Consider the following 26,364-nt stretch of genomic DNA (forward strand, 5'->3'; position numbering starts at 1 on the left):
CCGGCCAGAGCAGCCGGGGCCTTTCGATCATTCTGCCGCTTCGGCGTAGTCTTCCAGCGGCGGGCAGGTGCAGATCAGGTTGCGGTCGCCATGGACGTTGTCGACCCGCCCGACCGGAGGCCAGTATTTGTCGACCCGGAAGGCGCCGGGGGGGAAGCAGCCCTGCTCGCGGCCATAGGCGCGGTCCCATTCCGCGACCAGATCCTCGACCGTGTGCGGCGCGTGGCGCAGCGGGCTGTCTTCGGCGGCGATTTCGCCATCGGCCACGGCCTGGATCTCGGCGCGGATCGCCATCATCGCGGTGATGAAGCGGTCGATCTCGGCCTTGGTTTCGGATTCCGTGGGTTCCACCATCAGCGTGCCAGAGACCGGCCAGCTCATCGTGGGGGCATGAAAACCGTTGTCGATCAGGCGCTTGGCGATATCGTCGACGGTCACGCCATGCTCGGCGAAGGGGCGGGTGTCGATGATGCATTCATGCGCGACACGACCGCGATTGCCCATGAACAGGATCGGGTAACCGGCGCTTAACCGGCTGGCGATATAGTTGGCGTTGAGAATCGCCACCCGCGTTGCCTGGGTCAGCCCGGCACCGCCCATCATCAGGATATAGGCCCATGAAATCAGCAGGATAGATGCCGACCCGAAGGGTGCGGCGCTGACTGCCCCTTCGCCTGTGCGGGGATCGCCGGGCAGATGCGGGGCCAGATGCGCCTTGACGCCGATCGGACCCATGCCCGGACCGCCACCGCCATGGGGGATGGCAAAGGTCTTGTGCAGGTTCAGGTGGCTGACATCGCCGCCGATCTCGCCGGGTTTCACCAGCCCGACAAGCGCGTTCATATTGGCGCCGTCGATATAGACCTGCCCGCCATGGTCATGGGCGATGCGGCAGACCTCGCGCACGGTGTCCTCGAACACGCCATGCGTCGAGGGATAGGTGATCATCACCGCCGCCAGCTTGTCGCCGGCAGCCTTCGCCTTGTCGGCGAAATCCTCGAGGTCGATATCGCCGTTCGGCGCCGACTTCACCACCACGACCTTCATCCCGCACATCTGGGCCGAGGCCGGGTTGGTGCCATGGGCCGAAACCGGGATCAGGCAGATGTCGCGCTGATCGTCGCCATTCGCGCGGTGATAGGCCTGAATGGTCAGAAGCCCCGCATATTCGCCCTGCGCGCCGCTGTTCGGCTGCATGGAGAACGCATCATAGCCGGTGATCTCGCACAGCTTCGCGGTCAGATCGGCCAGCATCTCGGCATAACCCGCCGCCTGATCGGCCGGGGCAAAGGGATGCAGCGCGCCGAATTCCGGCCAGGTGATCGGCATCATCTCGGCCGCGGCATTCAGCTTCATCGTGCAGGACCCGAGCGGAATCATCGCCCGATCCAGCGCCAGATCCCGGTCCGAGAGGCGGCGCATATAGCGCATCATCTCGGATTCCGCCCGGTTCATGTGGAAGATCGGATGGGTCAGATAGGCGCTGTCGCGCAGCAGCGCGTCGGGGATGGCGGGCAAGTCGGCCGGTACCGCTTCCTCGGTGATGCCGAACGCATCCAGCAGCCGGGCGATGACGCCGGCATCGGTGGTCTCATCGACGCTGATGCCCACGCGATCACGGCCGACCTTGCGCAGGTTGATGCCGCGCTGCTCGGCGGCGGCCAGAATGCCGGCCTGCCCCACGCCGACGCGCACGGTGATGGTGTCGAAGAAGGCCTCCGGCTGCACATCAGCCCCGGCGGCGCGCAAAGCATTCGCCACCGTGACCGCGTTCAGATGCACCCGCTCGGCAATGGCGCGCAGGCCAACCGGCCCGTGGAACACGGCATAGAAAGACGCCATCACCGCCAGCAGCGCCTGCGCCGTGCAGACGTTGGAGGTGGCCTTCTCGCGCCGGATATGCTGCTCGCGCGTCTGCAGCGCCAGCCGGTAGGCCTGGTTGCCATTGGCATCGACGGAAACGCCGACAATCCGCCCCGGCATGGCGCGCTTGAACTCGTCCCGGCAGGACATGAAGGCAGCATGCGGGCCGCCGTAACCCATCGGCACTCCGAACCGCTGCGAGGAGCCGACGCAGATATCCGCCCCCATCACGCCGGGTTCCTTCAGCAGGCACAGCGCCAGCAGATCGCTGGCCACCACGGCGACCGCCCCCGCCGCGTGCAACGCCGCACACTCGTCCGTCAGATCGCGGATATGGCCGAAGGTGCCCGGATACTGGAAAATCGCCCCGAACACCGTCGCGGGGTCCAGATCCTCGGGCGCGCCCTTGATGATCTCGATCCCCAGCGGCTGGGCGCGGGTTTCAATGACCGAAATGGTCTGCGGATGCAGGTTCTCGCTGACGAAAAACGACTTCGACTTCGACTTCGCCACCCGCTGCGCCATGGCCATCGCCTCGGCCGCCGCCGTCGCCTCGTCCAGCAGGGACGCATTCGCCACCGGCAGCCCGGTCAGGTCCGACACCATGGTCTGATAGTTCAGCAGCGCTTCCAGCCGCCCTTGAGCGATCTCGGGCTGATAGGGGGTGTAAGCCGTATACCAGGCCGGATTTTCCAGAATGTTGCGCTGGATCGCCGGCGGCGTCACCGTGCCGTAATAGCCCTGCCCGATCAGGCTGGTCATGACCTTGTTCTTCGCCGCGACGCCGCGCATCCGCTCCAGCAGCGCGGCCTCGGACAAAGGCGCCCATTCCAGCGCCGATGCCTGCCGGATCGAGGCCGGAACCGTCTGCTCGATCAGCTGATCGAGGCTCGACACCCCCACCGCCTTCAGCATCTCCGCCATTTCGGCGGGCGACGGGCCGATATGGCGGCGGTTGGCGAAATCGTCGGGATTATAGTCGGTGGGGGTCCAGCGGCTCATGGGTTCCATCCTTGGCAGGTTCGGCGCGCCAAGGCCCGCCGTTTCATTCTGGCCGAAATATCTTCGGGGGACCGGGGGCCGACAGCCCCCGGTCAGCTTCAGCCGATCAGCGCGTTATAGGCGGCTTCGTCCATGAAGCCGTCGATGTTTTCGCCGGCCGCAGGCTTGATGCGGAAGAACCAGGCGCTCATCGCGTCGTCATTCACCATACCGGGACTGTCGGGCAGCGCCTCGTTCACGGCGGTGATCACCCCGGCGATGGGGGCCACGATGTCAGAGGCGGCCTTCACCGATTCGATCACCACGATTTCCTCGCCCTTGGCGACCTCGCGGCCGATCTCCGGCAGTTCGACGAATACCACGTCGCCCAGTTGCTCGCTGGCATGGGCGGTGATGCCGACGACGATCTCGTCACCATCCTGTTGCAGCCATTCGTGATCTTCGGTGTATTTCAGCATGGGTCGCGCTCCTCAGCGTTTGTAATCGGGTTTGATGAAGGGCATGTCCGCCACGGTGACGGGAATGCGTTTGCCGCGCAGCTCGGCCCAGACGGTATCGCCGGCCGCCAGCCCCGCCGGCAGGATCGCCATCGCGACCGGGGCACCGACCGAGGGACCGAACCCGCCCGAGCAGACCTGCCCGATCCGGGCACCATCGCTTTCGGCGTCCCAGATCGCAACACCTTCGCGGATGGGGGCGCGGCCTTCCGGCCGCAGACCCACGCGGACACGCGCTGCCCCTGCGGCCAGTTCCGGCAGAATTGCATCCGCACCGGGGAAACCGCCAGCACGCTCGCCTTCCGCACGGCGCAGCTTGGGGATCGACCAGCCGAGCGCAGCCTCGGCAGGAGTCACATCCACCGACATGTCATGGCCATAAAGCGGCATCCCGGCCTCCAGCCGCAGCGAATCGCGGGCGCCAAGGCCGATGGGCGCCACGGCCTCATCCGCCAGCAGCAATTCCGCAAACTCACGCGCACGGGCAGCGGGGACCGAGATCTCATAACCGTCCTCGCCGGTATAGCCCGAGCGCGAGACCCACAGCTCCGCCCCGTCCCAGGGCAGGATCGCCACATCCATGAATTTCATCGCCGCCGCGTCGGGCAGGATGCGCGACAGCGCGTCCTGCGCCGCCGGACCCTGCAGGGCCAGCAAGGCGCGGTCGGTCACCGGCTCGACCTGCACGCCGTCCAGCGTCTGCAGATGGGCAATGTCCTGTTCGGCGCAGGCCGCATTCACAACCAGGAACAGATGGTCGCCGCGATTGGCGATCATCAGGTCGTCCAGCACGCCGCCATTCGGGGCGGTGAACAGACCATAACGCTGCCGCATCTCCGGCAGCCCCACGATATTCGCCGGCACCAGCGTTTCCAGCGCCACCGCCGCATCGGCGCCAAGACCCGAGGGCGCGCGCAACAGCACCTGCCCCATATGGCTGACATCGAACAGCCCGGCTTTGGCGCGCGTATGCAGATGCTCGCCCATCACGCCCATCGGATATTGCACCGGCATTTCCCAGCCGGCGAAGGGCACCATCTTGCCGCCGAGCGCGACATGCAGATCGTAGAGCGGGGTCCGTTTCAGGTCAGACATGGGCATCCTCCTTGCGCCCGAGGCGCGGTTTGGCTGCCCCCTCTGTCCCTGCCCGGCTACGGGCGCCTGAGATCGTTATCCTTCGGCGGGCCAAACGGCCTCTCTTCAGAGTTTGTGCGGAACCGGTCCTTGGTGCCTGAGAGTTTACCGGGGCGGTTGCTCCTTCGGCCCTGGCGATTGCCAGCGTCTCCCGAATTCCGCCGCCACGCCTAGCGGGGCCGGGAATTTCTGGCAAGCGAAATTTGCACGGTGCAGCCCGCGAAACCCTTGCGGGGCAGGAATGCCGCCTGTCTAATCATCGCCATGCAGCAAGACGCCACGCCCGAACAGATCATCACTGCCGCCGACAGCTTCTGGAAGCAGGTCGAGCTGTTCATCAATGTGATGCTGCTGCCGTCGCGGCTCAATCAGGTGGGGGCGGTGCTGCTGCTGGTGCTGGTCGCGCATCTGCTGGCGCGTGCGCTGTCGCCGCGCCTGCGCGTCTGGCTGCGCACCCGCACGGGCTGGCCGAAATGGCGGCTGCGTCTGGGGCTGATGATCGACCACCGGCTGCGACTGATCCTGTTCACGCTGATGGCCTGGGCCGTGGTGCTGGTGATGCGTCAGATCACCTGGCCCTCGCGCAGTCAGGTGATCGCCGAGGCCGCCTCCATCGCCACCGCCGTGCTGGCCATCGCATTCCTGTCGCGGCTGATCGCCAATTCGCTGATGCGGCGGATCGCCAAATGGGCGGCCTGGATCTGGGCGGTGCTGTATCTGCTGGACATGTCGGACAATGCGGCGCGGCTGCTGGACAGTCTGGCGCTGAGCATCGGGCAGGTCCGGCTGTCGATGCTTACGGTAATCCAGGCGCTGGCGGTCATCACGGCGCTGATCGCCGGGGCGCGGCTGATCACGGCGGCGGTGACGCGCAAGCTGTCGGAAAGCGCCGATCTGTCGCCGACGATGCGGGTGCTGGTCGCCAAGCTGTTGCAGATCACGCTGTTCACGCTGGCGGTGATGATCGGGCTGCGCGCCATCGGGTTGGACCTGACCGGCCTGGCGGTGTTTTCCGGCGCGGTCGGCGTCGGCATCGGCTTTGGCCTGCAGAAGGTGGTGTCGAATCTGGTGTCCGGGGTCATCATCCTGCTGGACAAGTCGGTGAAGCCCGGCGACGTCATCAGCCTCGGCGATACCTTCGGCTGGATCGATGCGCTTGGGGCGCGCTATGTCAGCGTGGTGACGCGCGACGGCAAGGAATACCTGATCCCGAACGAGGATCTGGTCACCAATCAGGTCGTCAACTGGTCCCATACCAATGATTTCGTGCGGCTCGACGTGAATTTCGGCACCTCCTACCGGGACGATCCGCACAAGGTCAGCAAGATCGCGATCAATGCGGCGATGACCGTCAAGCGGGTGCTGGCGCAGCGCACGCCGGTCTGCTGGATCACCGAATTCGGCGACAGTTCGATCAAATATGTGCTGCGCTTCTGGATCTCGGACGCGCAGGGCGGGCTGACCAATGTGCGCGGTCAGGTGCTTCTGGCGCTGTGGGATGCGTTCAAGGAAAACGACATATCCGTGCCCTACCCGCAGCGCGAGGTGCGGATTCTGGCCGATACGCCAGCACAGGACGCCGCGAAATTCATCGGCGGCGATTGAGAATGCACTTCCGCGTTGCTATATTGGGGATATCCCGGCGCCGGGGCGATCAGGCGCGATGACCGGAGGATGAACCCCTGTCCCACGACGTCCAATCGGCTGCACAGCCGAATGTGACCGCCGCGCCGCGTGATCTGAGCAGCGACGAGATCCTGCAGCGTATCCTGACCTCTCTGGACGATGACAAAGCCGAGGATGTCGTGACGATCGACCTCCGCGGTCGTTCGGCCATGGCCGATTACATGGTCATCGCCTCGGGCCGCAATGCCCGGCAGGTCGCCACCATCGCCGAAAAACTGGCCCAGCGTCTGAAAGACGCCACCGGCCGGACCGCCCGGATCGAGGGCAAGGACACCGGCGACTGGGTGCTGATCGACACGGATGACGTTGTCGTCCACGTCTTCCGGCCGGAAGTGCGCGAGTTCTATCAGCTGGAAAAGATGTGGATGCCCACCGATCAGCTGAAGGCCCTGCGCGCCGAGGCTACGCCGCACTGACCGCACGACGCCCGTCTGCACCACGCCCGACGACAGCGTCATCGCCGGGCGGGGCTTGCCCTTGACGGCTGATCCCTGACCATGCGCATTACCCTTCTTGCCATCGGCCGGCTGCGGAAATCACCGGAACTGGCGCTGATAGACGACTATCTCGACCGCTTCGCCAAGACCGGGCGCGGCCTGGGCCTGCCGCCTGTTCAACTGGTTGAGGTCGAGGACAAGCGCGGCGGCGGCATGAGCGCCGAGGCCCCGCTGATCGAACGCGCCATCCCCGCGGGCGCCTATGTGGTGATGATGGATGAACGCGGCGACCAGCCGACCTCGCCCGAATTCGCCGCCCGTATCGGTGCCCTGCGCGATCAGGGACGCGACATCTGTTTCGTGATCGGCGGCGCGGACGGGCTGGATCCCAGCTTGCGCGCCCGCGCCGATTGGCAGATCAGCCTTGGCCGCATGGTCTGGCCGCATATGCTGGTGCGGGCCATGCTGGCCGAGCAGTTGTATCGCGCGGCCTCGATTTTGGCGGGGATGCCCTATCACCGGGTCTGAAGGGTCAAGCGCCGCCTGTCTGGGCGGCGCGGCAACGGGTCAACCGGCCGAGGTTTCCTCGCTCGCCTCGACCGGCACTTCGGCGCAGTCGCGATAAAGCACCGTCTCGTTCTCGCCCAGCAGCGTCAGGGTGGCCTCGGGGCCCTTGGTCCACAGCTCCAGCCCCTCGTCCGCCGACAGGTAGCGCGCGCCCGAAGCCGATTCCGCGATCTGCATCGGCACCAGCGCGCCCGCTTCAAAGATCACCGCGAAGCTTTGATCGCCGGCATTGATGAAGCTGGCCTGCAGCACGCGATCATTGGCGCAGGCATAGGTGACGCTCATCATCGCGTCCTGCGCCATGGCGGCGGCGGGCAACGACAGGGCAAGGGCAAGGATCGGCAAACGCATGACATACTCCGCTACTATCTGATCCTCCGGTGATAGCCCCGGCCGCCGCGCCTTGGACAGCCACAACCGCGTGAGGCATGTCTGGAAGCCGATGGTCACAGCTTCGCCAGCGCCTTTCCTTGAACCATCCTTGGGGACCATCTGCCAGCGCTTCCTGCCCCCGAGCGCGACGCAAACGACAGACAAAGGACGCGGCCGGAACGCAAGCCGGGGCCGAAGGGGCGGCCGATTGGTGCCCTAACCTGCATGCCCCGTGCCGATCAATCCCCGACGGGCACCAGTTCGATGCGCTGCGCGCTGTCACTTAAGGCGAAACCACCATTGCCGAAGGGGGTTTCGAGCAGGCATGTGGTGGTCAGTTCGGGGTCCTCGGTGATGCAGAAACGGCCGTCCCGCCGCATCCATTCGCCAGCCACCTGCGGGTCGTCGCTGCCGGGGATCAGTTCAAGGATCTGGCCGTCGGCGGCGAACATCACCATCGACTCGCCGTCGCCGAAGGCATTGCCCAGATAGACGATGCCGGGCCGCATCGGGCCATCGGCGGACTCCTCCCGGCAGCCGGCCAGCACGACCGCGCCGGCGATCAGCGCCCATCCCGCAACTGTCCTCATTCAATCACCCGTGCGTCCAATGCCCACAAGATGACCGAAACGGAAAGCGGGGGCCAGATGGCCCCCGCTTTTGTGATATGTGATCCGCCGATGTCATTCGGCCGGGATCGCGGCCAGATCGCCTGTTTCCGCAATCGGGTATTTCAAGCGCGACAGCATCTCTTTCGGGCAGATCTGCAGGAAATGGGCCTTCTCCACTTCCCAATTGGCCAGAATGTCGCGCGCGCGGGCCGAGTTGGTTTCCTCAGCATGACGCTCGATCAGCGATTTCAGCTCATGCTCCCAATGGGCGACGGTGACCGGCGCGGTGACGAGGGTTTCGGCGTTGATGTATTTCCCCGCCACCCCTTCCGGGTCATACAGGTATGCCATACCCCCGGTCATGCCGGCGCCGAAATTCGCGCCGATCCGGCCAAGGATCACCGCCACGCCGCCGGTCATGTATTCGCAACCATTGGTGCCGCAGCCCTCGATCACCACCTTCGCGCCCGAGTTGCGGACCGCGAAACGCTCGCCCGCGCGGCCAGCGGCGAACAGATAACCATCGGTCGCGCCGTAAAGCACGGTATTGCCGATGATGACGTTGTCGGCGGCAACCAGCGGCGAGGCCATTGGCGGGCGCACCACGATCGTGCCGCCCGACAGGCCCTTGCCGACATAGTCGTTGGCATCGCCCGAGACCTCGATCTTCAGCCCCGGCGCGGCAAACGCCCCCAGCGACTGCCCGGCGCTGCCGGTCAGACGCACCGTCAGGTGATCGGGCTGAAGCTTGTTCTTCATCCCGAAGGTCTGCACGATCATGCTGGACGTGCGGGTGCCGATGGTGCGCAGCGTATTCCTGACAGCATAGTGAAGCTGCATCTTCTCGCCCGCACTGAAGAAACGCTCGGCATCGCGGATGATCTCGGTGTCCAGCGTCTCCAGCACGGCGTTGCGCGGCTTCGAGCGGTCATAGACGATCTTGTCCGACCCATCGACGGTGATCAGCAGCGGGTTCAGGTCGAGATCGTCCAGATGCGCGGCCCCACGGCTGACCTGGGTCAGCAGGTCGGCACGGCCGATCACCTCGTCGATGCTGCGCGCCCCGATGCTGGCCAGCACCTCGCGCACCTCGGTCGCGTAGAAGGTGATCAGGTTCACCACCTTGTCGGCCGAGCCGTTGAACATCGCGCGCAGCTTTTCGTCCTGCGTGCAGACGCCCACCGGGCAGGTGTTCGACTGGCACTGGCGCACCATGATGCAGCCCATGGCGATCAGCGCGGCGGTGCCGATGCCATATTCCTCGGCCCCCATCATCGCCGCCATGACAATGTCGCGCCCGGTCCGCAACCCGCCATCGGTGCGCAGCGCCACCCGCTCGCGCAGGTTGTTCATCGCCAGCACCTGATGCGCCTCGGTCAGACCCATTTCCCACGGCAGACCGGCGAACTTGATGCTGGTCGCGGGGCTGGCCCCGGTGCCGCCGTTATGGCCCGAGATCAGGATGATATCCGCCTTGGCCTTGGCCACGCCCGCCGCGATGGTGCCGACGCCCGAGGACGCCACCAGCTTCACGGTGATCTTGGCGCGCGGGTTGATCTGCTTCAGGTCATAGATCAGCTGCGCCAGATCCTCGATACTGTAGATATCGTGATGCGGCGGCGGCGAGATCAGCGTCACCCCCGGCGTCGAATGGCGCAGGCGCGCGATCAGCTGCGTCACCTTCATGCCCGGAAGCTGGCCGCCCTCGCCGGGCTTGGCGCCCTGCGCGACCTTGATTTCCAGTTCTTCGCAGGCGTTCAGATATTCCGCCGTCACCCCGAACCGGCCCGAGGCCACCTGCTTGATCTTCGCGCAGGGGTTGTCGCCATTCGGCAGCGGATGGCTGTGCGCCGGGTCCTCGCCGCCCTCGCCCGAATCGGATTTCGCGCCGATGCGGTTCATGGCGATATTCAGGGTCATATGCGCCTCTGGCGACAATGCCCCTAAGGACATGCCCGGCGTCACGAACCGCTTGCGGATCGAGGTGATGCTTTCCACTTCCTCGATCGGGACCGGCTTGCCCAGCGGCTTGATGTCCAGCAGATCGCGGATATGGATAGGCGGATTGGCCCGCATGGTTTTGGAATACTGCTTCCAGATGTCATAGCTGGCCTTCTCGCAGGCCAGTTGCAGCAGCCGCATGGTGTTGGCTTCCCAGGCGTGCTTCTCGCCCGAGCGGCGCAGCTTGTAGAAACCGCCGACCGGCAACAGACTGGCATCACCGTCGAAGCCGAGGGCGTGCACTTCCTCCAGCTTGTGCTGGATGCCGTGCAGGCCGATGCCCGAGATGCGTGAATGCATACCGGGGAAGTATTCGTTCACCAGCGCACGGGAAAGGCCCACCGCCTCGAAGTTCAGACCGCCGCGATAGGAGGACAGGACGGAAATCCCCATCTTCGCCATGATCTTCAGCAGACCCTGGTCGATGGCATCGCGATAGCGGCGCATGTTCTCGATCAGGCTGCCTTCCAGCAATCCGCGCTCGATCCGGTCGGCGATGCTGTCCTGCGCCAGATAGGGGTTCACGGTCGTGGCCCCGCAGCCGATCAACACGGCGAAATAATGCGGGTCGATGCATTCGGCCGAACGGATGTTCAGCGAACAGAACGTCCGCAGTCCCTTGCGGGTCAGCCAGCTGTGCACGGCCGAGGTCGCGAGGATCATCGGCATGCCCACCCGGCCGGGGCCGATGTTTTCATCGGTCAGCACCAGATGACCGGCGCCGGAGCGCACGGCATCCTCGGCCTCGTTGCGGATGCGGGCCAGCGCTTCGCCCAGGGCGTCGGGACCGGCATCCTTCGGGAAGGTGCAGTCGATCCTGGTCGCGGCCTCGCCGAACATCGCCATCATCTCGGCAAATTCGCGGTTGGCCACGAAGGGGGTTTCCAGCAGCAGGATCTCGGTCTGGGCGCTGCTTTCATCCAGCACGTTCTTGAGGTTGCCGAAGCGCGTCTTCAGCGACATCACCCGCGTTTCGCGCAGGCTGTCGATGGGCGGGTTGGTCACCTGGCTGAAGTTCTGGCGGAAGAAATGCGACAGCGGGCGATACTGGTTCGACAGCACCGCGGGCGGCGTGTCGTCCCCCATCGACGCCAGCGCTTCCTTGCCATCTTCGGCCATCGGCGCGAGGACGCTTTCCAGTTCTTCCATCGTATAGCCGGCGGCGACCTGACGGCGGCGCAGGTCGTCGCCCTTGAAGGTCAGATCCTCGGGCAGGTCGCGCATCTGTTCGGACAGCTCGGCCACCTTCTCGATCCACTCGCCGAACGGCTGGCTGGAGGCGAGGCGGTTCTTGATGTCGGCGTCGTGGTAAAGCTTGCCTTCCTCCATATCGACGCAGATCATCTGGCCGGGGCCGAGCGCGCCCTTTTCGATCACGGCGGCTTCGTCCACCGGCACCATGCCGACCTCGGAGCCCGCGATCAGCAGCCCATCGCCGGTCACCACATAGCGCATCGGCCGCAGACCGTTGCGGTCGAGCCCCCCGCAGACCCAGCGGCCATCCGTCATCGCCAGCGCGGCGGGGCCATCCCACGGCTCCATCACGGCGTTGCAATAGGCATACATGTCGGCCCATGCCTTCGGCATGTCGGTGGTGGCCTTGGACCAGCTTTCCGGCACCAGCATGGTCTTGGTCATCGGCGCGTTGCGGCCCGAGCGCACCATGACCTCGAACACCGCATCCAGCGCCGCCGAATCCGACGAGCCACCGGGCACGATCGGCTTGATGTCCTCGGCCATCTCACCGAACGCGCTGGAGGCCATGCGGATTTCATGGCTGCGCAGCCAGTTCAGGTTGCCTTTCAGCGTGTTGATTTCGCCGTTATGGGCCAGCATGCGGAAGGGCTGGGCCAGCCACCATTGCGGGAAGGTGTTGGTCGAATAGCGCTGGTGATAGATGGCGAAGGCGGATTCGAAGCGTTCGTCCTTCAGGTCCGGGTAGAATTCGGCCACCTGTTCGGCCAGCATCATGCCCTTGTAGATGATCGACCGGCAGGACAGCGAACAGAAATACAGGCCCTGAACACCCGCCTGCAACGCGGCGCGTTCGATCCGCCGGCGGATAATATACAACTCGCGCTCGAACTCGACCGGGGACAGGCCCTTTTCATTGCGGATCAGGATCTGTTCGATCTCGGGGCGGGTGGCGTTCGCCTTCTCGCCCAGCACGGCGATGTTCACCGGCACGTGCCGCCAGCCATAGATGTAATGCCCCATGCGGATCACTTCGGATTCCACGATGGTCCGGCAGCGTTCCTGCGCGCCGAAATCGGTGCGCGGCAGGAAGACCTGGCCGACCGCGATCAGCTTGTCCTGATCGGGTTCGTGGCCGGTGCGGCGGATCTGGTCATAGAAGAAGGGGACCGGGATCTGAACATGGATGCCCGCGCCGTCGCCGGTCTTGCCATCCGCATCGACTGCGCCGCGATGCCAGATCGCCTTCAGCGCGTCGATACCGTTCTGCACCACCCGGCGCGAGGGCTTGCCTTCCAGCGAGACGACGAAGCCCACCCCGCAGGAGGAATGTTCGTCCTCGACGCGATACAGACTGTTTTCGGCCATCCAGTTGCGGCGGGCTTCTTCTTTGGCTTGCCAGTTTTGGTTGAAATCAGTCATGGGACAACCTCCTCAGAAAACGTCGGGGCAGCGGGCCGCGTGGCCTTCTGCAGATTGGTTATGACGGTGACGACCTGCCACCACAGCCAGATGCCAAGGATCGACAGCGGCGTGTTGAGCACGTCCACCAGCGCCATGTTGGTGACCATGTCGGTGTCGGGATCGGCCGGCAGGAACAGCGCCAGCAGCACCAGTGCGGCAACCAGCAGCCACAGCGCCCACCACCAGCGCAGCAAAGCCGGCGCGGCGGCACCCAGCGGGCGCGACGGCCGGGTCGAGCTGTTATAGATCTGCCGCATCGCCCGAAAGGGCATGAACAGGTTGGCGACCGGCACGAGATACCAACCGACCGCGCCCGTGGCCGAGACACGGGCGGGATCGGGCACCAGCCGCGCCGCGTTCCACGCCGCGCACCAAGTCCAGGTGGCACCCAGCACATAACAGGCAATGAGCGCGATCTGATAGACCCGCAGCATCGGCGCCTCGAACGCCTGATAGGCGTTCCAGCGGGCATCGAGGGCAGCAGCGTCAAGCCCGTCAGCGATCTCGCCGGCCAGCGAGAGATACTGCCAACTGCTGACGCCATAGGCCAGTTCGGCCCCGACCATGACCAGCAGGGCCAGCCCCAGCACCAGCCGCAGCCGGGTCAGATCGTAATAACGCTCAACCGCCATCGCCGTATCTTTCGGCCAGCGGCGCGCCGGCCATCATCATCTCGCAATCGAAGAGCGGTTCGGTCGCGCCGAATCCGGCTTCGCCGGGAAATGCAAAGGTGACCGGGCTGTCGTCGTCATCGATGGTCTCGCCGCTCCAATCCTCGGAATGCTCGACTCCGCCATAGAAGCGGCCATGATCGCGATTGATGAATTGCTGGCCGCTGCTTTCGATCAGCAGCTGGCCATCGGCGCCGAAGGTCTTCAGCCGAAAGCGGGTCAGCTCCAGCTGGACGCCGTCGACCTCGACCTTTTCACCGGTCAGCGTGTCCTCGCCGATATGACGCAGGCGTTCGCCGCTGTTCGATTCGGTCCAGAAGTCGAAATCGTCGCGCCCGGTTTTCAGCAGCGTCGAGAAGGACGCCGGATCCGCCGCTTCGTCCAGCAGCCGGTCCGTCAACCCGGTCGTCAGATCGACCGATTCCAGCCAGCGCGTCTCGACGTCGATCTTGGAGTGATAGCTGGGGCCGTTCTTGTCGAAATAGACCACATGCTGGTCGCCCGGCGCATCCGCCGCGCAGACATAGTGCTGCCCGACCGAGCAGCCGCGATTCTGGACGGTCATCTTCAATTCGCAGCCCGCAGGCGGCACGAAGTTGGCCGCCCGCCCCTGCGAGACGGTCAGCACCGTCGCGGCAACCAGCACCACACCGCCAAGGCGCATGGCGAAATTCCCGTGCGGCGCTGCTGCACGGGCCACGCCGACGCGGGCGCCCTGTGCGCGCCGCGCGGTCATTCCGCTGCCACCTGGGCGCTTGCGCCCAGATATTCGGCGATGCTGTCGGCGGCTTCGCGCCCGTCCCGGATCGCCCAGACCACCAGCGAGGCCCCGCGCACGATGTCGCCGACCGCAAAGACGCCCGACAGGCTGGTCTGATGGCTGCGGAAATCGGCCCGGATGGTGCCCCAGCGGGTCGTCTCCAACCCCTCGACACCCCACAGGCGCGGCAGTTCCTCGGGTTCGAACCCCAGCGCCTTGATGACCATTTCGGCCGGTTCATCGTAATCGGCGCCCTCGATCAGTTCGGGGCTTTGACGGCCCGAGACATCGGGCTTGCCCAACCGCATCTTCTGGACGCGGACGCGGGCGATATGGGGACGCTCGGCATTGATCGCGGTGACCGGGCCAGCATCGCCCTGTGCCGCACCGATGAACTGGGCCGGGGCCGACAGCCAGACAAATTCGACGCCCTCCTCCTCGGCGTTCTGCACTTCGCGCTGGCTGCCCGGCATGTTCGCACGGTCGCGGCGATACAGGCATTTGACGCTGCGCGCGCCCTGACGGATCGCGGTGCGCACGCAGTCCATGGCGGTGTCGCCGCCGCCGATCACCAGCACCCGCTTGCCGCGAGCGTCCAGCTCGCCATCGGCGAAATCGGGAATGTCATCGCCCAGATCGATGCGGTTGGAGGCGGTCAGGTAATCCAGCGCCCGGATCACGCCATGGGCGTCTGGATTGTCGATATCCAGATCGCGGGTCTTGTAAACGCCGGTGGCGATCAGCACCGCGTCATGCTTGCCGCGAATGGCATCGAAGCTGAGATCCTCGCCGACATTGCAGTTCAGCACGAACTCGACGCCGCCATCCTCCAGCAGGGCGTTGCGGCGCTGCACCACGTCCTTTTCCAGCTTGAAGCCGGGGATGCCATAGATCATCAGGCCGCCCGAGCGGTCGTGGCGGTCGTAGACCGTGACCTGAAATCCCATGCGGCGCAGCCGGTCGGCGGCCGCCAGACCGCCGGGACCTGCGCCGATGATACCGATGGATTCGGGGCGCTCGACCGCCGGGCGGATCGGTTCGACCCAGCCTTCTTCCCAGGCGGTGTCGGTGATGTATTTTTCGATCGCGCCGATGGTGACGGTGCCGTGGCCCGACTGCTCGATCACGCAATTGCCTTCGCACAGGCGGTCCTGCGGGCAGATGCGGCCGCAGATCTCGGGGAAGGTGTTGGTCTGCTGACTGACGAGATAGGCCTCGCGGGTGCGGCCCTCGGCGGTCAGGCGCAGCCAGTCGGGGATGTTGTTGTGCAGGGGGCAATGCGACTGGCAATAGGGCACGCCGCACTGGCTGCAGCGGCTCGCCTGCTCCTTGGCTTTGGCATCAGCGAATTCGCGATAGATCTCGTGGAAATCCTCACTCCGCTCTTCGGCCGAGCGCTTTTCGGGCATCTGCCGCCCGAGCGTGACGAATTTCAGCATTTTCTGCGTGGCCATATCGCTGCGCCCCCCTTATTCCGCATCCCCAACTATACCTGGGAAATTTCGAATAAAAGACAGCAAAGTTGACCTATTTATCATTTTCCGCCCAACGCGTCGCATTTTTTGGCGCGTGGCCGGGAAAAATAGGTCAATACGCGTTACATACCTGCAGAAAGCGCCAGCAAAACAAGGGTGCCCACGATGATTCGCCACCAGGCAAACAGCGCATAGCCATGTTTCGACACGTAGGTGAGCAGCCATTTCACCACGAACACCGCCGCGATGAAGGCACAGACAAAGCCCACGACGATGTTCCCCATCGCCTGCGCGTCCAGAATATCACGATTCTTCAGCAGATCGTAGACGAAGGCGCCGGCCATGGTCGGCATCGACAGGAAAAAGGAAAATTCGGCCGCCGCGCGCTTGCCGACGCCCATCAGCATCGCACCCACGATCGTGGCACCCGAGCGCGAGACGCCGGGAACCATCGCCAGACACTGCACCACCCCGATCTTGAGGGCGGTGGAGGGGGGAATGTCCTCGACCTCGGTCACGGTCGGGGGCGGCGCATAGCGGTCGACGAACAGCAGGATGACGCCGCCCACGATCAGCATGATGGCGATCAGCATCGGCGTCTCGAACAGCACCGTCTTGATGAAATCATGCGCCAGCACGCCCACCACCACGGCGGGCAGAAATGCCAGCAGCACCGAAAGGATGAAGCGGCGCGCCACCGGATCATGCGGGGCGGCGGTGAAGATCTGCACCAGCCGGCCGGCATAGACGCCCAGGATCGCCATGATCGCGCCCAGTTGAATCAGCACCTCGAAGGCGCGGCCGGGGCTGTCAAAGCCCAGAAAATGCCCGGCCAGAAGAATGTGGCCCGTCGAGGAAACGGGGATGAACTCGGTCAGGCCTTCCAGCAGTCCGAGAAGCCCGGCGACGATGGTATCGTTCATGTCAGTTCGGGCGCAGGTTCTTGGCCGAAGCGGTCATGTCGGCGTATTGACCGCCGGGCCGGAAGCGCCACAGATATTCGCCGATCACCGCCCCGGATGCCGTCGGCTGGATGTCCAGGTCGGATAGCCCGCGCGCGCCATCGGCCACGATATTGTCCTTGCGCAGCGACCGCACCTGATCGCGGGTCAGCACCCGGTTCGTCAGCAGACCGCCGGTCACCGCCGAGGCGATGTCGAACACCCCCCCCAGCAGCCCCGCCGCCCAGAACGGCAGGTTGACAACGGCACGGCGGCGCTGGGTCTTCTCCAGCGTCTGCGCGACCATCTGACGAAGGGTCAGGACTTCGGGGCCGCCCAGTTCGTAAATCCCCGGTGCGGCCTTGCCCAGCACGGCCTTCACCGCGGCATTGGCCACATCCTCGACATAGACCGGCTGCATCTTCGTCTTGCCCCCGGCGATCAGCATGACCGGCCCCAGCCCGGCCAGCGAGGCGAACCGCCCGTAAACGCCGTGATCCGGCCCGAAGATCACCGAAGGCCGCAGGATCACCGCACCGGGCTGGTGGCGCAGCACGGCGGCCTCACCCTCGCCCTTGGTGGCGGCATATTGGCTGGCGGAATCGGGATCGGCGCCAATGGCCGAGACATGGACGAAATTGGTGATGCCGTTTTCCGCCGCGATACGGGCGACGCGCTCGGCGCCCTCGACCTGAACCGGGCGGAAGCGGTTCTTGCCCTCGTTCACCAGGATGCCCACGCAGTTGATGACCGCATCAGCATCGGCCATGGCGGCGCGGACCGAGGCTTCGTCGCGGATATTGCAGGGCACCGGCTCGACCTGGCCCACGGCGCCATAGGTGCGCACGAAAAGCGCCTCGCTGGGACGACGCACGGCAACGCGGACGCGCCAGCCTTCCTTGGCCATCCGGCGGGCGATCTGACGCCCGAGCGACCCGGATCCGCCATAAATCGTGACGATCTTCGACATGAGCTGCCCCCTTTGCGCGGCTTTGCCTCCGCTGATAACGCGCGCGGCCGGGTCGGGCAAGCACCGCGCCCGAAACTGAACCGGACAGCGTCGCTGGTTTTTTCACCCCAAGCGATTTTTTGCAAAAAATGGCCGTTGACACCCCCGGCGACTGCCCTTAATCACCCCGCTCACGGCACCTGCCCAGGTGGCGGAATTGGTAGACGCGCACGGTTCAGGTCCGTGTGCCGCAAGGCGTGGAGGTTCGAGTCCTCTCCTGGGCACCAAAAAACCCGCAGCGCTCGCCGCTGCGGGTTTTTTGCATTTTCAACCTGTTCGCGTCGACCGGAACCCAATCGGCACCAGCCGGGTTTTCCCGCATCACAACTCCAATGCGCGATAAGGATCATGACCGAGCTGACCTTCACCCCCGGCGAAAATTGCTGGCGGGTGGCGACCGCCGCCAAATTTACCACCATCATCGACGGGACCGACTATTTTCGCGTGCTGCGCGAATCGCTGGAACGGGCCGAGCGGCTGGTGATGCTGGTCGGCTGGGACTTCGATTTCGAAATCGAAATGCTGCCGGGCGACAGCGATGACGACGGCATCGCCCCAGACGGCCTGCCGAATCAGATGGGGCCATTTCTGGATGCGCTTGTCGACCGCAACCCGGAGCTTGAAATCTATCTGCTGAAATGGAGCGGCGGCGCCCTTATCGCCCCCGGCCGCGCGCTTCCGGCCGCACGGATCAAGCTGCTGTCGCCTGACCAGGTGCACCTGGCCTTTGACGGCCATCATCCGATCGGTGCCAGCCATCACCAGAAAATCGCCGTCATCGACGATTCGCTGGCCTTCTGCGGCGGCATCGATGTGACCGATGGCCGCTGGGACACCGGCGCCCATGCTGCCGATAACCCGCTGCGTCAGTTGAAGAACGGCGATATCGCCCAGCCCTGGCACGATGTGGCGACGGTGATGAGCGGCCCGGCGGCCGCCGCGCTCAGCGGGCTGTGTCGCATCCGCTGGGAACGTGCCGAGGGCACGCCGCCGGACGAACCCTTCCTGCCCGGTCAGGACCGCTGGCCCAAGGCGCTGAAGCCTCAGTTCCGCAACATCCCGGTAGCCATCGCCCGGACGGCGCCTCCCACCCGCACCCAGCCGGTGATCGCCGAGATCGAGGCGCTGTATCTGGACAGCATTCGCGCCGCGCAGAAGGTGATCTATCTGGAGTCGCAATATTTCGCCTCGGACGAAATCGCGCAGGCCATCGCCGCCCGGCTGGAGGAGCCGGATGGTCCCGAGATCATCGTCATCAATCCCCGCGCCGCCCAGGGCGCGATCGAGGATGAGGCGATGCATGTCACCCGCAGCCGCTTCATCCGCGACCTGGCGGCACAGGACCGCTTTGACCGCTTCCGCATCCTTTATCCGGTGAACGATGACGAGCAGGATATCTATGTCCATGCCAAGGTCTCGATCATCGACGACGCCTTCCTGCGGGTCGGCTCCAGCAATATCGACCGCCGCTCGATGGGGTTCGACACCGAATGCGACGTGGCGCTGGTGGGGGAAAACGCCACCGACCGCCAGACGATGCGGGATCTGCGCGACAGCCTGCTGGCCGAGCATCTTGGCCGCGACCCGGCCGAGGTGGCCGCCCGGATCGACGCCGAAGGCAGCGTGATCGCCGCCATCGACGCGCTGAATCGCCCGCAGGGGCGCGGGCTGCGCCCGATCCTGCCGCGACGCGAAAGCCTGTTGGGCAAATGGCTGGCCGATACCCGCTTTTTCGACCCGCGCTATCGCCGCAGCGCCGAGGCGCGGCTGGGGCTGACCTCGCGCCACGTGATGATGGGGATGGCGGCGATCGCGGCCGGTCTGGTCTGGTGGCAACGCCGGCGTGGGCGCTGACCGCTAACCGGAGACCCGCCCGCTGGAGGCGCGGATCACCAGCTCCGGCGTCAGGGTGGTCGACAGATCGCCCCCGCCACGCATATGGGCCAGCAGCGTTCGCGCGGCCACGCGGCCCATCGCGTGCCTGGGCTGGCGGATCGTGGTCAGCGGGGTCGGCAGATGCGCGCCCCAGTCAATTCCGTCAAACCCGACGACCGAGACCTGACGCGGGATCGCGATCCCATGGCGCTGCACCTCGCCCATGAAGCCGGCGGCGAGTTCGTCGCTGAAGGCGACGATGGCGGTGGGGCGGGTTGCAGGGTCCTCGGCCAGCCAGATTCCGGCCGCGCGGGCACCGGCGGCCAGCGTGAAATCGCCCGCATATCCCGGCGGCGCGGTGCCGAGGGCGCGAATCATCCCCTCCAGCCGGGCGCGGTGCAGCACGTTCACCTCGGGTCCGCCGATGAAGGCGATGCGGCGATGGTCCAGCGTCAGCAGATGCCCGGTCGCCAGCTCGGTGCCGCGTTGATTGTCCAGCACGATACGCGGAAGGTCGGCGCCTTCGATCCATTCGCAGGCCGTGACCAGCGGCGGCGCACCCGGCAGGCTGGCCAGATCGGCGGCGGTGACCTGCCCGTCCAGCAGGATGATGCCGTCGGCGCGCGAGGTGTCCAGAAAGCGCCGCAGCGCCCGGTGGCGGCCGCCCGTCGCCATCGTGTCACCAACCAAAAGGTCATAACCTTCGGCCATCAGCTCGTGCCCCATCCCCGAAAGGAGGCGCGCGAAGAACGGATTCCCCAGATTCGGCACCAGCGCCACGATTGCCCCGGTGCGCTGCTTGCGCAGGTTCCGCGCCGCCAGATTGACGCGGTAGCCGGTGGCGGCGACGGCCGCCATCACCGCCGCTCGGGTGGCCTCGGTCACCATTTCGGGGCGCGACAGCACCCGGCTGACCGTCGCCGAAGACACCCCCGCATGACGGGCGACATCGGCGAGCCGGACAGGATGATGGGGTCGATCGGTCAAATTCCGCCTCTTGTGTGCGACGAGACTGCGCCGGAATGAAATCGTTTTCAATACGGAAAAACCATACTTGAAAACGATTACAAACCATGTATTGATTGAGCGCATCGGGGAGGAAGATATGCGCACCATCAAGGGGCCGGGCCTGTTTCTGGCGCAATTCGCGGGTGATGCCGCGCCATATGACAGCTGGGACGGAATCACCAAATGGGCTGCTTCGCTGGGTTATTCCGGCGTGCAGGTGCCCAGCAACGACGCGCGGCTGTTCGATCTGGACCTCGCGGTCGCCTCGCAGGATTGGCGCGACGAGTTTCTGGGCATTGCCGCGCAGAACGGGGTCGCCGTGACGGAACTGTCCAGCCACATTCAGGGCCAGCTGGTCGCCGTGAACCCCGTCTATGACGCGGCCTTCGATGCCTTCGCCCCTGCCCCTCTGCGCGGCAATCCGCAGGCGCGGCAAGAATGGGCCGTGGATCAGGTCGCCAAGACCATCCGCGCCAGCCGACTGCTGGGGCTGGACGCAATGGCGACATTCTCGGGCGCGCTCGCATGGCCCTATCTGTATCCGTGGCCGCAGCGCGCGCCGGGGCTGGTCGAGACCGCCTTCGACACGCTGGCGGCGCGCTGGCGTCCGCTGCTGGATCTGGCCGAGGAAAACGGCATCGATGTCTGTTATGAAATCCATCCCGGCGAGGATCTGCTTGACGGCATCACCTTCGAGATGTTTCTGGATCGCGTAAACGGTCATGCCCGCGCGAATATGCTGTATGACCCCTCGCATCATGTGCTGCAGCAGCTGGACTACATCCAGCACATCGATTTCTACCACGACCGCATCCGCATGTTCCACGTCAAGGATGCCGAGTTCCGGCCGACCGGACGGCAGGGCGTCTATGGCGGCTTTCAGCCTTGGGTGAACCGCGCCGGACGCTTCCGCAGCCCCGGTGACGGGCAGGTTGATTTCGGGCGGATCTTTTCCAAACTGACCCAATACGACTTCCCCGGCTGGGCCGTGGTCGAATGGGAATGCGCGTTGAAGCACCCCGAGGACGGGGCAAGGGAGGGGGCCGAATTCGTGAAGAAGCACATCATCCGCACCACACCACACGCCTTTGACGACTTCGCCGCGCAAGGCAGCGACGACGGCGCCAACCGCCGCGCCCTGGGGCTGGAAGCATGAGCACGGCAGCCCCCCAGGATCCTGTCCCGCTGGGAATGGTCGGCGGCGGCGACGGCGCCTTCATCGGCGCCATTCACCGCATCGCCGCGCGCATGGACGGCCAGTTCACGTTGGTTGCGGGCGCGCTGTCGTCGGACCCGGCGCGGGCCGCGGCCTCGGCCGGGGCGCTGGGGATCGCCCGCAGCTATGCCGATTACCGCGAAATGGCGCGGGCCGAGGCCGCCCGCCCCGACGGCATCCGCGCCGTAGCCATCGTGACGCCGAACCACCTGCATGCACCGGTGGCGATTGCCTTTCTGGACGCGGGCATCAACGTCATCTGCGACAAGCCGCTGACCGCGACGCGCGAGGATGCCGAAGCGCTGGCGGCGGCCGTCAAGCGCTCCTCGGCGCATTTCTTTCTGACCCATAACTATTGCGCCCATCCGATGGTGCGCGAGGCCCGCGCCATGGTCGCCGATGGCGATATCGGCAAGCTGCGGCTGGTGCAGGCGGAATATCTGCAGGGCTGGCTGTCGGATGATGTGCACAGCAAGCAGGCCGACTGGCGCACCGATCCGGCGCGGTCCGGCGCCGGGGCGATCGGCGATATCGGCACCCATGCCTGGCAACTGGCCGAGTTTGTGACCGGCCAGACACCGGCCTCGCTCTCGGCGGATCTGTCCAGCATGGTCGAAGGCCGCCGCGTCGACGACGATGCCCGCATCGCGCTGCGCTATGCCAGCGGCGCCAAGGGCGGCATCTGGGTCAGTCAGGTCGCCGCCGGTCAGGAGGGCGGGCTGTCCTTGCGTCTGTTCGGCACCGAAGGCGCGCTGGAATGGCGGCTGCAGGACCCCGAGGCGCTGATCTTCACCGGCAAGGACGGCCAGGCCCTGCGGATGACGCGGGCGCGCGACCGCTCGAATTCGGGCCGCACGCCTTCGGGCCACCCGGAAGGCTATCTGGAGGCTTTCGCAAACCTCTATCGCGACATCGCCGAGGTGATCCGGGGCGATGACAGGCATCTGGACCGCATCCCCGGCATCCGGGACGGCCTGTCCGGCATGGCCTTCATCTTCGCAGCACAGGACAGTGCAGCGCGTGACGGCGCGTGGGTCGAGGTGAAGCCATGACGGTGGTGCTGGCACTGGAGAAGGTCACCAAAAGCTTCGGCCCGGTCGAGGTGCTGCACGGCGTCGATCTGGCCCTGCACACGGGCGAGGTTCACGCGCTGATCGGCGAAAACGGCGCCGGCAAGTCGACGATCATGAAGATCCTCGGCGGCTATCTTGCCCCCACTACGGGCAGGGTGCTGCTGGACGGCGCGCCGGTCACCTATCACAGCGGCCCCGAGGGCGAGGCGCAGGGCGTCGTGGTGATCCATCAGGAATTCAACCTGGCCGCCGATCTGACGGTGGCGGGAAACATCTTCCTGGGCCGCGAGATCACCAGGGGCCTCGGGCTGGACCATGCCGCCATGCGTGCCGCCACGGCAGAGCTGCTGGCCCGGCTGGACACCTCCATCCGCCCCGAAGCGCTGATCCGCGACCTGTCGGTGCCCGACCGCCAGATGGTCGAGATCGCCAAGGCGCTGTCGCGCAAGGCGCGCGTGCTGATCATGGACGAACCTTCCGCCGCGCTGACCCATCGCGAGGTCGAGGCGCTTTATGCGCAGGTCGACCGGCTGCGCGCCGAAGGCGTGGCGCTGATGTTCTGTTCGCACCGGCTGGACGAAGTGTCCCGCCTTGCCGACCGCATCACCGTGCTGCGCGACGGCAGTGTTGTCCAACGCTCGCTGCGCGGCGAGATGACCGAGGACGGCATGGCCGCCGCCATGGTCGGGCGTGAACTGACCGACATCTTCCCGCCCAAGGACACCACCACCGGCGAGACGCTGCTGGAGGTGCGCGGCCTCAACGTCCAGAACCTCGTCAAGGATGTCTCCCTGACGCTGCACAAGGGCGAGGTGCTGGGCATCGCGGGCCTTGTCGGATCGGGCCGCACCGAGCTGGCGGAAGGCATCGTCGGCTTGCGTCCCGCGACCGGGGAAATCCGCATCGGCGGCCGGCAGGTGCAGATCCGCAGCCCGCGCGATGCCCGCGCCGCGGGACTGGCCTATCTGACCGAGGATCGCAAGGAAGCCGGGCTGCTGCTGGACAAGAACCTGCCCGTCAACCTGACGCTTTCGGCGCTGGATATGTGGGGTTTCCGCATCGATCCCAAGCGCGAAAAGGCCGAGATGACCCGCGCGCGCAAGGAATTCGACATCCGCGCCGCCTCGGACGAGATGCGGACGGGGGCACTGTCGGGCGGCAACCAGCAGAAGCTTCTGCTGGCCAAGACGATGCTGACCGGCCCCGAAATCGTCATCATCGACGAACCCACGCGCGGCATCGATATCGGCACCAAGCAGCAGATCTATCATTTCGTCCGCGCGCTTGCCCGGCAAGGCAAGGCGGTCATCGTGATCTCGTCCGAACTGCCCGAGGTGATCGGCCTGTCGGACCGGGTGCTGGTCATGCGCATGGGCCGCATCGCCGGCGAGGTGGAAGGCGCGGCCATTACCGAAGAAAACATTGTTCGCCTCGCCATGGGGCTGGACCGCGAGGAGGAGCCCGCGTGAAACGTATCGACCTGCATGTCTGGGGGCCGCTGATCGCCCTGATCGGGCTGTTCATTCTAGGCGCTTTGCTGAACCCGGCCTTTCTCGCCCCGGCGAACCTGTCCAACGTGCTGGCGCGTTCGGCCTTTATCGGGCTGATCGCCATCGGCATGACCTTTGTGATCACACAGGGCGGCCTTGATCTGTCGGTGGGGTCGATGGCGGCCTTTCTGGCCGGCATCACCATCATGGCGATGAATGCGCTGGTGCCGATCGTCGGCGAGAGCTGGGGCACCATCCTGCTTGGGATGGGCGTGGCGCTGCTGGGCGGGATCGCCGCCGGGTATGTCAATGGCGCGCTGATCACCAAGGCCCGGATCGAGGCATTCATTGTCACCCTCGGCACCATGGGGATCTTCCGGTCGCTGGTGACCTGGCTTGCCGATGGCGGCACGCTCAGCCTCGATTCGGGGCTGCGCAGCATCTATCGGCCGGTCTATTTCGGCGGCCTCGGCTGGCTGACTTGGCCGATCATCGTCTTCGCCATCGCCGCGGTGCTGGGCGAATGGACCATGCGCCACACCCGCTTCGGCCGCCATGTCGAGGCGATCGGGTCGAATGACCGCGTCGCCCGCTATTCCGCCGTCGATGTCGAACGGGTCCGGCTGGCCACCTATGTGCTGCTGGGCGTCCTGGTCGGCGTCGCCACGATCCTCTATGTGCCCCGGCTCGGCTCGGCCTCCGGTTCCACCGGCGTCCTGTGGGAGCTGGAGGCGATCGCCGCCGTCATCATCGGGGGCACCGCATTGAAAGGCGGCCGGGGCCGGGTCTGGGGCACCGTGGTGGGCGTCCTGATCCTGTCGATGATCGACAATATCCTGAACCTGACGGACCTTGTCAGCCCCTACCTGAACGGGGCGATTCAGGGCGTCATCATCGTCCTTGCTGTGGTGTTGCAGCGGGAAAAACGCACCGCAGAGTAGCGGTTTTTGGGGAGGAAGTGGAATGAAACGTCGCAATCTGATGAAACTGCCGCTGGCGGCGGCGGCGCTGTCGCTGACCATCGGCGCGGGCTTCGCGCAGGACGCGGAAAAGGTCGTGATCGGGGTGTCGATCCCTTCGGCCACGCATGGCTTCATGGGCGGTCTGAACTGGCACGCGCAGGACACCATCAAGCGGCTGGGCGAGACCTATCCGAACCTGGAATTCGTGCTGGCCACGGCGCCGGACGTGGGCAAGCAGGTCTCGGATATCGAAGACATGCTGGCCACCCGCAACATCGACGGACTGGTGGTGCTGCCCTTCGAATCCGAGCCGCTGACCGATCCGGTCAAGCAGGTGAAGGCGGCGGGCAAATTCGTCACCGTCGTCGACCGCGGCCTTTCCGAGGAAGGGATCGAGGATCTGTATGTCGCCGGCGACAACGCCGCCTTCGGCCGCGTCGCGGGCGAATATTTCCGCGACAATCTGAAGGCGGGCGGCAAGATCGTGGTGCTGCGCGGCATTCCGACCACGCTGGACAACGAACGGGTCGAGGCATTTCAGGCCGCGCTGGAAGGATCCGACAAGCAGATCCTTGATATGCAATATGCCAACTGGAACCGCGACGACGCCTTCAACGTCATGCAGGACTATCTGGCCAAATACCCGGAAATCGACGCCGTCTGGGCAGCCGATGACGACATGGCGGTGGGCGTTCTGGAAGCCATCGCCCAGGCCGGCCGCGAGGACCAGATGGTCGTCGTCGGCGGCGCTGGCATGAAGGACATCATCAAGCGGATCATGGACAAGGACCCGCAGCTGCCGGTGAACGTGACCTATCCGCCGGCGCTGATCTCCTCGGCGATCGAGATGACGGCGCTGAATTTCGTGTCGAATGCACCGATGACCGGGCGCTACATCATCAGCAGCCAGCTGATCACCCCCGAAAACGCCGAGTCGTTCTACTTCCCCGACAGCCCGTTCTGATCCGGGCAGGCGACGCAGGACACGACGCCGGGCACCCGCTTGCCCGGCGTTTTCATTTGCCGCCATGCGCGCTTCGGCCCATGCTGGGCGGG

Annotated in this window: 21 protein-coding genes, 1 tRNA gene and 1 riboswitch; of the genes, 10 read left to right on the forward strand and 12 right to left on the reverse strand. The window is 65.5% G+C overall.

Features of this window, described 5'->3' with window-relative positions; all coding sequences use genetic code 11:
• Positions 1–27: 27 nt before the first annotated feature.
• From gcvP to gcvT, 3 genes are all read right to left on the reverse strand, one after another.
• Entirely contained in the window at positions 28–2,865 is a 2,838-nt protein-coding gene (gene gcvP, locus H1S04_RS08525) for an aminomethyl-transferring glycine dehydrogenase (RefSeq protein ID WP_181745064.1), read from the reverse strand.
• A 98-nt stretch (positions 2,866–2,963) separates the two neighbouring features.
• On the reverse strand, positions 2,964–3,323 hold the full coding sequence (gene gcvH, locus H1S04_RS08530) for a glycine cleavage system protein GcvH (RefSeq protein ID WP_181745065.1): 360 nt from the start codon (positions 3,321–3,323) through the stop codon (positions 2,964–2,966).
• Between the two features lie 12 nt (positions 3,324–3,335).
• Positions 3,336–4,457 carry a glycine cleavage system aminomethyltransferase GcvT gene (gene gcvT, locus H1S04_RS08535; protein ID WP_181745066.1) on the reverse strand — a complete coding sequence of 374 codons (1,122 nt, stop codon included), beginning with the start codon at positions 4,455–4,457 and terminating at the stop codon, positions 3,336–3,338.
• Positions 4,458–4,570: 113 nt separating this feature from the next.
• Positions 4,571–4,660: riboswitch (glycine riboswitch) on the reverse strand.
• Between the two features lie 100 nt (positions 4,661–4,760).
• Here gcvT and H1S04_RS08540 point away from each other — a divergent pair.
• The 3 genes from H1S04_RS08540 (at position 4,761) to rlmH (ending at position 7,147) form a co-directional block, all read left to right on the forward strand.
• Positions 4,761–6,101, forward strand: a complete 1,341-nt coding sequence (locus H1S04_RS08540; protein WP_181745067.1) for a mechanosensitive ion channel family protein — start codon at positions 4,761–4,763, stop codon at positions 6,099–6,101.
• 113 nt (positions 6,102–6,214) lie between these two features.
• Entirely contained in the window at positions 6,215–6,598 is a 384-nt protein-coding gene (gene rsfS, locus H1S04_RS08545) for a ribosome silencing factor (RefSeq protein ID WP_181745068.1), read from the forward strand.
• Between the two features lie 81 nt (positions 6,599–6,679).
• Positions 6,680–7,147, forward strand: coding sequence for a 23S rRNA (pseudouridine(1915)-N(3))-methyltransferase RlmH (gene rlmH, locus H1S04_RS08550; protein ID WP_181745069.1), 468 nt, complete (start codon positions 6,680–6,682; stop codon positions 7,145–7,147).
• A 39-nt stretch (positions 7,148–7,186) separates the two neighbouring features.
• Here rlmH and H1S04_RS08555 read toward each other — a convergent pair whose 3' ends face one another.
• The 8 genes from H1S04_RS08555 to H1S04_RS08590 all read right to left on the reverse strand — a co-directional run bounded on the left by H1S04_RS08555 (position 7,187) and on the right by H1S04_RS08590 (position 17,645).
• Positions 7,187–7,537, reverse strand: a complete 351-nt coding sequence (locus H1S04_RS08555; RefSeq protein ID WP_181745070.1) for an MliC family protein — start codon at positions 7,535–7,537, stop codon at positions 7,187–7,189.
• Positions 7,538–7,797: 260 nt separating this feature from the next.
• A complete protein-coding gene (locus tag H1S04_RS08560) occupies positions 7,798–8,148 on the reverse strand; it encodes a hypothetical protein (protein WP_181745071.1) in 351 nt (116 codons plus the stop codon).
• A gap of 93 nt (positions 8,149–8,241) precedes the next feature.
• A complete protein-coding gene (gene gltB, locus H1S04_RS08565; RefSeq protein WP_181745072.1) occupies positions 8,242–12,786 on the reverse strand; it encodes a glutamate synthase large subunit in 4,545 nt (1,514 codons plus the stop codon).
• Positions 12,783–13,460 (reverse strand): DUF4328 domain-containing protein, encoded by a 678-nt coding sequence (locus H1S04_RS08570; protein WP_181745073.1) that lies wholly within the window; start codon positions 13,458–13,460, stop codon positions 12,783–12,785. The genes gltB and H1S04_RS08570 overlap by 4 nt, the downstream gene beginning before the upstream one ends.
• Positions 13,450–14,235: a hypothetical protein gene (locus H1S04_RS08575; RefSeq protein ID WP_255435485.1), complete on the reverse strand. Its 786-nt coding sequence runs from the start codon at positions 14,233–14,235 to the stop codon at positions 13,450–13,452. The genes H1S04_RS08570 and H1S04_RS08575 overlap by 11 nt, the downstream gene beginning before the upstream one ends.
• The gene (locus H1S04_RS08580) at positions 14,232–15,713 is read right to left on the reverse strand and encodes an NAD(P)-dependent oxidoreductase (protein WP_181745074.1); all 1,482 of its coding nucleotides are present in this window, start codon (positions 15,711–15,713) and stop codon (positions 14,232–14,234) included. Before H1S04_RS08580 ends, H1S04_RS08575 begins: the two co-directional genes overlap by 4 nt.
• A 143-nt stretch (positions 15,714–15,856) precedes the next feature.
• On the reverse strand, positions 15,857–16,657 hold the full coding sequence (locus H1S04_RS08585; RefSeq protein ID WP_181745075.1) for an undecaprenyl-diphosphate phosphatase: 801 nt from the start codon (positions 16,655–16,657) through the stop codon (positions 15,857–15,859).
• A gap of 1 nt (position 16,658) precedes the next feature.
• Positions 16,659–17,645: a complex I NDUFA9 subunit family protein gene (locus H1S04_RS08590; protein ID WP_181745076.1), complete on the reverse strand. Its 987-nt coding sequence runs from the start codon at positions 17,643–17,645 to the stop codon at positions 16,659–16,661.
• 181 nt (positions 17,646–17,826) lie between these two features.
• Between H1S04_RS08590 and H1S04_RS08595 the strand changes: the two genes are divergently transcribed.
• Together H1S04_RS08595 and H1S04_RS08600 are read left to right on the forward strand one after the other, a co-directional pair.
• Positions 17,827–17,911 (forward strand) — tRNA-Leu (locus H1S04_RS08595).
• 121 nt (positions 17,912–18,032) lie between these two features.
• Positions 18,033–19,538, forward strand: a complete 1,506-nt coding sequence (locus H1S04_RS08600; protein WP_181745077.1) for a phospholipase D-like domain-containing protein — start codon at positions 18,033–18,035, stop codon at positions 19,536–19,538.
• A gap of 3 nt (positions 19,539–19,541) precedes the next feature.
• Here H1S04_RS08600 and H1S04_RS08605 read toward each other — a convergent pair whose 3' ends face one another.
• The gene (locus H1S04_RS08605) at positions 19,542–20,546 is read right to left on the reverse strand and encodes a LacI family DNA-binding transcriptional regulator (RefSeq protein ID WP_255435487.1); all 1,005 of its coding nucleotides are present in this window, start codon (positions 20,544–20,546) and stop codon (positions 19,542–19,544) included.
• A 118-nt stretch (positions 20,547–20,664) separates the two neighbouring features.
• Between H1S04_RS08605 and H1S04_RS08610 the strand changes: the two genes are divergently transcribed.
• The 5 genes from H1S04_RS08610 to H1S04_RS08630 are packed head-to-tail and all read left to right on the forward strand — an operon-like array spanning position 20,665 to position 26,272.
• Positions 20,665–21,723, forward strand: a complete 1,059-nt coding sequence (locus H1S04_RS08610; protein WP_181745079.1) for a sugar phosphate isomerase/epimerase — start codon at positions 20,665–20,667, stop codon at positions 21,721–21,723.
• The gene (locus tag H1S04_RS08615; RefSeq protein ID WP_255435488.1) at positions 21,720–22,835 is read left to right on the forward strand and encodes a Gfo/Idh/MocA family protein; all 1,116 of its coding nucleotides are present in this window, start codon (positions 21,720–21,722) and stop codon (positions 22,833–22,835) included. The genes H1S04_RS08610 and H1S04_RS08615 overlap by 4 nt, the downstream gene beginning before the upstream one ends.
• Positions 22,832–24,325: a sugar ABC transporter ATP-binding protein gene (locus H1S04_RS08620; protein ID WP_181745453.1), complete on the forward strand. Its 1,494-nt coding sequence runs from the start codon at positions 22,832–22,834 to the stop codon at positions 24,323–24,325. Before H1S04_RS08615 ends, H1S04_RS08620 begins: the two co-directional genes overlap by 4 nt.
• Positions 24,322–25,287, forward strand: a complete 966-nt coding sequence (locus H1S04_RS08625) for an ABC transporter permease (RefSeq protein WP_181745080.1) — start codon at positions 24,322–24,324, stop codon at positions 25,285–25,287. The genes H1S04_RS08620 and H1S04_RS08625 overlap by 4 nt, the downstream gene beginning before the upstream one ends.
• Positions 25,288–25,309: 22 nt before the next feature.
• Positions 25,310–26,272: an ABC transporter substrate-binding protein gene (locus tag H1S04_RS08630; RefSeq protein WP_181745081.1), complete on the forward strand. Its 963-nt coding sequence runs from the start codon at positions 25,310–25,312 to the stop codon at positions 26,270–26,272.
• Positions 26,273–26,364: the final 92 nt, after the last annotated feature.

Origin of the sequence: Paracoccus sp. S1E-3, from assembly GCF_013868135.1 — a bacterium.
Lineage (GTDB): Bacteria > Pseudomonadota > Alphaproteobacteria > Rhodobacterales > Rhodobacteraceae > Paracoccus.

Bases quoted from the DNA above. Each gene is read 5' to 3' on its own strand.
- H1S04_RS08590 (WP_181745076.1), bottom strand. From the start codon at position 17,645: ATGTCGAAGATCGTCACGATTTATGGCGGATCCGGGTCGCTCGGGCGT.
- H1S04_RS08600 (WP_181745077.1), top strand. From the start codon at position 18,033: ATGACCGAGCTGACCTTCACCCCCGGCGAAAATTGCTGGCGGGTGGCG.
- H1S04_RS08615 (WP_255435488.1), top strand. From the start codon at position 21,720: ATGAGCACGGCAGCCCCCCAGGATCCTGTCCCGCTGGGAATGGTCGGC.
- rlmH (WP_181745069.1), top strand. From the start codon at position 6,680: ATGCGCATTACCCTTCTTGCCATCGGCCGGCTGCGGAAATCACCGGAA.
- H1S04_RS08620 (WP_181745453.1), top strand. From the start codon at position 22,832: ATGACGGTGGTGCTGGCACTGGAGAAGGTCACCAAAAGCTTCGGCCCG.
- gcvT (WP_181745066.1), bottom strand. From the start codon at position 4,457: ATGTCTGACCTGAAACGGACCCCGCTCTACGATCTGCATGTCGCGCTC.
- H1S04_RS08560 (WP_181745071.1), bottom strand. From the start codon at position 8,148: ATGAGGACAGTTGCGGGATGGGCGCTGATCGCCGGCGCGGTCGTGCTG.
- H1S04_RS08540 (WP_181745067.1), top strand. From the start codon at position 4,761: ATGCAGCAAGACGCCACGCCCGAACAGATCATCACTGCCGCCGACAGC.
- gltB (WP_181745072.1), bottom strand. From the start codon at position 12,786: ATGACTGATTTCAACCAAAACTGGCAAGCCAAAGAAGAAGCCCGCCGC.
- H1S04_RS08555 (WP_181745070.1), bottom strand. From the start codon at position 7,537: ATGCGTTTGCCGATCCTTGCCCTTGCCCTGTCGTTGCCCGCCGCCGCC.
- gcvH (WP_181745065.1), bottom strand. From the start codon at position 3,323: ATGCTGAAATACACCGAAGATCACGAATGGCTGCAACAGGATGGTGAC.
- H1S04_RS08570 (WP_181745073.1), bottom strand. From the start codon at position 13,460: ATGGCGGTTGAGCGTTATTACGATCTGACCCGGCTGCGGCTGGTGCTG.
- gcvP (WP_181745064.1), bottom strand. From the start codon at position 2,865: ATGAGCCGCTGGACCCCCACCGACTATAATCCCGACGATTTCGCCAAC.
- H1S04_RS08630 (WP_181745081.1), top strand. From the start codon at position 25,310: ATGAAACGTCGCAATCTGATGAAACTGCCGCTGGCGGCGGCGGCGCTG.
- H1S04_RS08575 (WP_255435485.1), bottom strand. From the start codon at position 14,235: ATGACCGCGCGGCGCGCACAGGGCGCCCGCGTCGGCGTGGCCCGTGCA.
- H1S04_RS08610 (WP_181745079.1), top strand. From the start codon at position 20,665: ATGCGCACCATCAAGGGGCCGGGCCTGTTTCTGGCGCAATTCGCGGGT.
- H1S04_RS08585 (WP_181745075.1), bottom strand. From the start codon at position 16,657: ATGAACGATACCATCGTCGCCGGGCTTCTCGGACTGCTGGAAGGCCTG.
- H1S04_RS08580 (WP_181745074.1), bottom strand. From the start codon at position 15,713: ATGGCCACGCAGAAAATGCTGAAATTCGTCACGCTCGGGCGGCAGATG.